Source organism: Okeania sp. SIO2B9 (assembly GCF_010672505.1).
GTDB classification, from domain to species: domain Bacteria; phylum Cyanobacteriota; class Cyanobacteriia; order Cyanobacteriales; family Microcoleaceae; genus Okeania; species Okeania hirsuta.
Genome location: NZ_JAAHGK010000260.1, coordinates 1 through 7,054, shown reverse-complemented (window position 1 = coordinate 7,054; position 7,054 = coordinate 1). Strand labels below are relative to the sequence as shown.

Genomic DNA, 7,054 nt, shown 5'->3' with positions numbered 1-7,054 from the left:
GATGGCGGTCTAAATTTTCTCTCGGATGTTTTGCCTCCATAACTAAACTCAATGGAGAATCTCCATCTAAACGAAAAGGTAACTTCTGGACAGCAAATGATAAAAAGTCTAAACGGATACTACCCAAAGTTAGTTCTTGATGTCAATGTTCGATACCGTATCCTAATTTTGGCAGTAGATAACTAACAATTAGTTTACTTTCTACTTCGCTTTCATTGCGACATAAGTCTGGATTAAAACTCAAGGTGATTATTCCTTAATTTTGAATTTTTTCCTTGATTAATTTATCCGATCCTATCCAACGGATTAATTGATGTCAATCTTGACAATTTGATTCAGTTGTATTACTTTTTTTTCAGTATTTTTACAGTTTTATACCAATTTATAAAAGTGGTATTATCAATTAATTTTATTCTGCTTGGGGTTATTTTTCTAAGAGCATCTTGCTCCCGTTGAGTATCAAGATACCCTATAAAAAAAATCCGGTCAAAATGCCGGATTATATAAAAATTGATAAATGAAAAATTAGTGGTATGTGTTAATGGGGTTTGAATCCCTATTAAAAACCTTGAGAAGCTGATAGCTAATAGCTGATAGCTGACCGCTTTCCTGACTAAAATTACTGGGAAACTTTCTGAGCATCATACTCTTTAAAAGTTAGGTAAAACTTAGTTTTATCATACAGATGACATTTCTCTGTTATCTCCTTCATTAAAGACCAAGAAAACTTAGTTTCATAAAGTTTATCTCCCCATTGATCCTTCAAAAATTGATGTGCTTTCCTGAGATTATATGAAGGAATTCCTGTAGAGACATGATGGGGAATATGCACATTAATATCATGGCAAAGAAACTCTACCCACCGGGGATAATCACAATGTACTGTACCAAATAATTGAGCCTCCGCTTCATTCCACTCTTCTACAGGAGTAAAAGGAATTTCTGGTACTGTATGGTGAACAATAGTAAATGTACTCATCCAGAAATGGTAAACCAACCAAGGCATTAACCAAAACTTGACCAGACCCCACAGGCCAACTGTAGCGATAAGCAGAGGAAAGGCGATCGCGCTAAACCCGAAAACTACCAACGCAGAAAACTTGACATCTTCCCTATCTTTAGCTTCAAATTTTCTCCAATCAAAATGGACAACCGCCCAGTGAGCAACAGATCCTAACCACCAAAATCTTCCACGCATAAACTGATACACTGACTGCATCAAGCTACCTGCATTCCCATAATCTTCTGGATACCAAGGTTGCCAAGCATTATCTTCCCCCATTTTATTCGTATGTTTGTGGTGATAATTATGGCCTATTCGCCAGCCATGAAAGGGATAAATTAAAGGCAAAAACACTAAGTGACCAACCAGGTCGTTGACCCAGCGACGGTTAGCAAAAGAACGATGACCGCAGTCATGGCCAATAACAAAAAAACCAGTCAATGCTGTGCCAGTGAAAACCCAAAGTAGGGGCAATAAAAACCAAGGTGTAATTGTTAGTCCCCAGTAACCTAATACAACCATAAAAATATTGACTGCTACCATTGTCCATGTTTTCCATTTATCTTTGAGAAAAACTTCACGAGGTAGAGTTTTTACAATATCTTTAAGTTGTAGTTGCTCGTTTCTAATCTCAGAATTTCCATGAGTAGATTCTGCAATTGATACTGTCATAAATTATTTGAGTTCTCCGTATTTTTTTTGTGGTTATGTAGTAGATTTATGATTCCGAAAAAAAACGCCAGCGCAAATACTTTGCTGGCAGTTTTGACCACAGAAAGTAGTTAACAGAAATTTTTAAGACATACTAGAACTTAGTGAATCTTAGTCAATTTTGTACACAATAACACTGTAGTAAAACCTTTCTTGTTACATCATAATCTTGTCATTATCAAAGTCAATTAATTGATTTGGTTACTACTACTATCTGATTTTTTATTCATCAAGTTGAGCAATCATTTATTTATTCACAATTTTTATTGATTGAATTATTTTTCAACCTCTGAGACTAATTTTCTAAGTTTCGTTCTTTTATAGTCCGCAATTCCAACAATAAAGTTTCTACTTCTGCCTCAAGATGGAGCAACTTAACTTGTTGATCTGTTTGATACAAAGATTTCATCTTTTCTTGAGTGTAGTTTTGATTGCTTGATACCCCTGAAACATTTACCCTTTTAGAAGTATCTACAGAAACAGATGCACTGGACAAATTGGATATACTGTTAGACATCAGTAACTTACTAGCCATTTATACTTACTTCACTTATTTTTCTATTGTAACCGGAATATTAAGATAAATTACAACAAATTAAACTATTTAACTTCCGGCATTAAAAAGTTGGAGTACCATATCCAACACTAAACATTTGGATAATACAATAAGATTAGTAAGGTTTAGTATCCTTCTTAACCATAGATTTGATTAAGTTTTCATTGTAAAAATTCGGTAAGTGGGAAAAGTGCCAGTTTAACGGCTCGATGGAAACAACGCGACGGGTAATAAAGCGTAGTCAAAATATGCGATAATCAAGGTATAAAGACACAATGACCTTTGAACCATGGTGAGAGCATCGTTAGCTAATGGACGCTTCAGTTAAAGGGTGGTTAACCGAAAAGGTAGCCCAGTGCTAGCCAGCACTCTGTTTCCAGCCGTTAGTCAGCACCTTGTACCTCAAAGCGAGTGAATCAACCAACAACTTTAAAAGTAGTCTCAATGGTCGAATGACCGGAGAGGGTAGTGGCGATTGGCACCGCCTTGTGAGCTGCTGCTGTATGCGTACTATGGTACGGTAATGGCAATGTGGCCGTTACGAGCAATGTGAAAATCGCGGATTTATCCCGATAGAAAACTCCTAATCACGAATCCACGCGGATTTATCCAGTGGAGTGTCAACCTTACTAAAAATTGACCAAAAAGTTATTTATAGCTTTGGCCTAAGGTAAAAAAACTAAACTTTACAGTAAAAAATTCAAAACTTAAAAATGACCTTAACACGGCCCTTTTCTCAGTCAAAATTACAAGGCTGGCCTGGTTTGATAGAGGCATATAGATCCTATCTACCAGTGACAGAAGAAACTCCTGTAATCACATTGCAAGAAGGTAATACTCCTCTCATACCTGTGCCGACGATCGCCCATCAAATAGGCGGCCAAGTAGAAGTCTTTATCAAATATGATGGCCTTAACCCCACAGGTAGTTTCAAAGATAGGGGCATGACTTTAGCTATATCCAAAGCCAAAGAAGAAGGGGCAAAAGCAGTAATCTGTGCTAGCACAGGCAATACCTCAGCTGCCGCTGCTGCTTATGCTAGACGAGGTGGGATGCGAGCATTTGTCATAATCCCAGATGGTTATGTTGCATTAGGAAAATTAGCCCAAGCCTTATTGTATGGTGCAGAAGTCTTAGCCATCAAGGGAAATTTTGACCAAGCCTTAGAAATTGTCCGAGATGTGGCCGCTAAATATCCTGTCACTTTAGTTAACTCAGTTAATCCCTATCGCCTAGAAGGTCAAAAAACAGGAGCTTTTGAGGTAGTGGACACTTTGGGGGATGCCCCAGATTGGTTATGTATTCCTGTAGGAAATGCCGGAAATATCACAGCATATTGGATGGGATTTTGTCAATACCATCAAATCGGAAAATGCGATCGCCTTCCGCAAATGATGGGTTTTCAGGCAGCAGGGGCGGCACCCATTGTTCAAGGTCATCCTGTAGTCCAACCGGAAACAGTGGCCAGCGCCATTAGAATTGGCAATCCTGCTAGTTGGGAAAAAGCTGTAGCAGCTCAACAAGCTAGTCAAGGAAGTTTTACAGCGGTTACCGATGAAGAAATATTAGAGGCTTATCGTTTATTGGCGTCCAATGAAGGAATTTTTTGCGAGCCTGCTAGTGCTGCTTCTGTTGCGGGTTTATTGAAAGTCAAAGACCAAGTTCCCAGAGGAGCAAAAGTAGTTTGTGTACTTACTGGTCATGGTCTCAAAGACCCAGATGTGGCGATTAAACATAGCAATAATCAGTTTCGGCAGGGAATAGAGCCAAATATAGAGGCAGTAGCGGAAGTTATGGGGTTTTAAAGGAAGGAAAAAGGAAAAAGGAAAATATTTTTGGTTCTACTTTTGAGCTTTTCTCTCTAATCTTTACTACTGGGTAAGCGGGGCAATGGCCTTTCATTGGGCGGCAACTGAGCAGCATTGGGAGATAAGCTTTCCTTTAGTTGGATTTGATTTTGAGCTTGAATATTGGCTTCTGTTTTTGGCTGAATATCAGGAGTAATTTCCGATTTCTGTTGTTTGCTTGCTTTTGCTTTGGCCAGAATATCTACTGCATCTGCCAAAGCATTTGTTAAACTTGTACGAGTATTTGTATGATTGACTTTCTCTTGTTCGAGAGCTTCAGTTAATTTTTGGACTTGTGCAAAAGCACGCTCCCGTTCTTGGACTACTTCAATTATTTTGGCCTTAAATTCAGCTAAAGTTTGTAAATTTTCGATTTGCTGTTCAATAGTTGTTGCACTTTCATCTATACTCTCTTCAACAGATGGAAAACCTTGTAATTTCTGAGCTTGGGCTTTTAAAGTCTGAATAGTTTCTTGAGCCAGTTGAGTTTCCGTTCGTCGTTGTTGAGCTTCAGTATTGTAGAGTTGACGCCACTTAGAGGCACTATCCTGGGCAACATTTAATTCTGTTTGAAGTTTTACTATTTTCTCTTGAAGAGCCTTAATTTCATTTAACCACGGAGTTATGTCCTGACTCATATCATATTTTAGATTATAGAGTGTTCATTTAATCGGGTGATTTTCCCGCGAAGGTTGTCTTTGCAATTTTAAACTATACCAAGAGAAGTATAGTTTAGGACAGTAGATACTGAAAGGAAACAGGGAAATACTATAGCGCTACATAAATATGCTCTTGATATTCCTCAGTAAGAAGTCAAAAGTTAAAAGTAAAATAAGTATTTATGCTTAATATTTAACTGAGAATTTGACTCGTGATAAAGGTAAATGAGGATAATTCATATAATATAAATACCTCAGTAAGCTACGGATTTTATGTAAGCATTCAGCTATTAGCACTCAGCTATCAGCAATATGAGTAGTAGACATCTCCATAAAAGAGGGAACATGGAGTAGGGAGAAATAATTGACAATTTATAGATAATAATTGATTTTATTTTTAATTTCCACGCCTATTTCTAATCAATAATTACTTCTAAGAGCTAAGAGCTAATAGCTGATAGCTGACTGCTGAATGCTTACAATTTTTTTTTGTAAAATCACTTGTTAAAATTGGTATAATACCTTATATAATTATAGACTTTTGATACCTAGATTGGATTTTTTTTATCTGTGTATGACTTTAATGTTTATTTTTTTTAGTAATTTTTTTCTATAAAAGATTACTATTTACTTTTTATTTTTGCCCGAAATAAAGTAATTTATCTTAGTACATTTTCCGAAATTTATAAATTTATAATTGTTATTTTGAAGTTTTTGTTAGTTGACAAATTATTCTCTACTATAGCAAGGAACGAGTTGGTATTTGACTGATATTGATGATGAATTGTAAGACAGATAAATATTTTTCCCACTGTTCCCTGTTCCCTATTTCCTATTCCCTATTCCCTGCTATACAAGTAACTCAGATAAACCTTTTTACCTAAAAGCCCTATGAGCTTTTTCCATTTTTTACGTCACTTTAATTCTGCCACATTGCGAGAAGTTTTAAACCACTCCAATAGGCAGCGATTTTTCAACTTATTAACTCCAATTGCTAAACGTGGCTATGGCATGATATTGACGATATTAAAAAGGATAGTCAAACATATACTGAAGCGAATAATTCGCTTTTTTCAGTTCCTTCTTCATCTAAATTTTAATGCCATTAAACAAGTATGTATTTGTGCTGGCAAAAGCAGATTATCAGGTTTATCAGCCGAGATGGCCTATAATGCTATGCTCGCTTTATTTCCCGGATTATTAACAATAATTGCAGCAATTGGATTATTTGAATCTTTGCGATTGCCTCTATTACAAATGGGTAGTTTACTAACAGATATAGTACCTAATCAAGTGCGATTTTTAATTAGCAGTGCTGTTGATGAAATTCTGAAAACCCGCAACAAAGAAATATTTTCTTTCAGTTTTATTGGCTCAATATGGATATTTTCTAGCGTACTGACTTCTGCTATGGCAGCTCTTGACGAAATTCATCAAGTTCCTCTTGAGAAAAAACGACCTTTTTGGAAAGCAAAATTAGTTTCTTTAGGACTAACTATTGGTACTCTCATACTATTAATTATTGCCTCTGGATTAGTATTAGTTAGTGACTTAATTGTAGACATGATTGCTCGGCAAAGTTGTTTACTAGAAACTCTGCCAAATTGTCCCCCTGACCAGGTTGCTAGTTGTTTATTTCAAGAACCAGTTGATAATTGTGTGTTGAAGTCACAATTATTAGAAACTTGGGGTCAATTAAGATGGCCGATTACTTTAGGAATAGTTTCTACAGCTTTTGCTTTTGTTTATCGTTTTGGTCCGAGTCGTAGAAGGAAAGGTACACCTATTATGCCTGGTGCAATTATATCAGCATTAATGTGGGCAGGAGCTTCTAATTTATTTCGTTTATACGTTTTTCATTTTGGTAACTATAACCGAACCTATGGAACTATTGGTACTTTTATTATTTTATTGTTGTGGTTATATATTAGTTCATTGGTGGTATTAATTGGGGCACAATTAAATGTAACAGTAGGGGAGGCAATGGCACGGGATAATGTTCCGCATCTACTACAGGAACGCTAAGTTATAGAAGGAGGAGTAAAGTATGAGAAAGTAAGCATTTAGCCGCCAGCTATCAGCTATCAGCTATTGCTTTTAGTTTTAGATAAAAGCTTTACTAACTGAGTGAGAATTAAATCTTACTATAAAAGTCAGCTGAAAAAGTCTATATTCATTTAAACCCCCTCCTTTTGTTGAGAACTGATAGCTAATAGCTGAATGCTTACTAGAAAAAACGACCACATTAATTCAGACTTTTTTTGCCGTTTTTTCTAGA

The 7,054-nt window shown here is 36.3% G+C and carries 5 protein-coding genes; 2 read left to right on the top strand and 3 right to left on the bottom strand.

Annotation, left to right across the window (positions count from 1 at the left end):
- Positions 1-619: 619 nt before the first annotated feature.
- The gene (locus F6K13_RS11590) at positions 620-1,675 is read right to left on the bottom strand and encodes a fatty acid desaturase (RefSeq protein WP_124145657.1); all 1,056 of its coding nucleotides are present in this window, start codon (positions 1,673-1,675) and stop codon (positions 620-622) included.
- 334 nt (positions 1,676-2,009) lie between these two features.
- Positions 2,010-2,231, bottom strand: a complete 222-nt coding sequence (locus F6K13_RS11585) for a hypothetical protein (RefSeq protein ID WP_124145658.1) — start codon at positions 2,229-2,231, stop codon at positions 2,010-2,012.
- 752 nt (positions 2,232-2,983) lie between these two features.
- Here F6K13_RS11585 and thrC point away from each other — a divergent pair.
- Positions 2,984-4,075, top strand: coding sequence for a threonine synthase (gene thrC / locus F6K13_RS11580; RefSeq protein WP_124154770.1), 1,092 nt, complete (start codon positions 2,984-2,986; stop codon positions 4,073-4,075).
- 56 nt (positions 4,076-4,131) lie between these two features.
- On the opposite strand, the gene F6K13_RS11575 is transcribed toward thrC, so the two are convergent.
- Entirely contained in the window at positions 4,132-4,755 is a 624-nt protein-coding gene (locus tag F6K13_RS11575) for a hypothetical protein (RefSeq protein WP_124145660.1), read from the bottom strand.
- Positions 4,756-5,667: 912 nt separating this feature from the next.
- Here F6K13_RS11575 and F6K13_RS11570 point away from each other — a divergent pair.
- A complete protein-coding gene (locus tag F6K13_RS11570; protein WP_287287421.1) occupies positions 5,668-6,801 on the top strand; it encodes a YihY/virulence factor BrkB family protein in 1,134 nt (377 codons plus the stop codon).
- Positions 6,802-7,054: the final 253 nt, after the last annotated feature.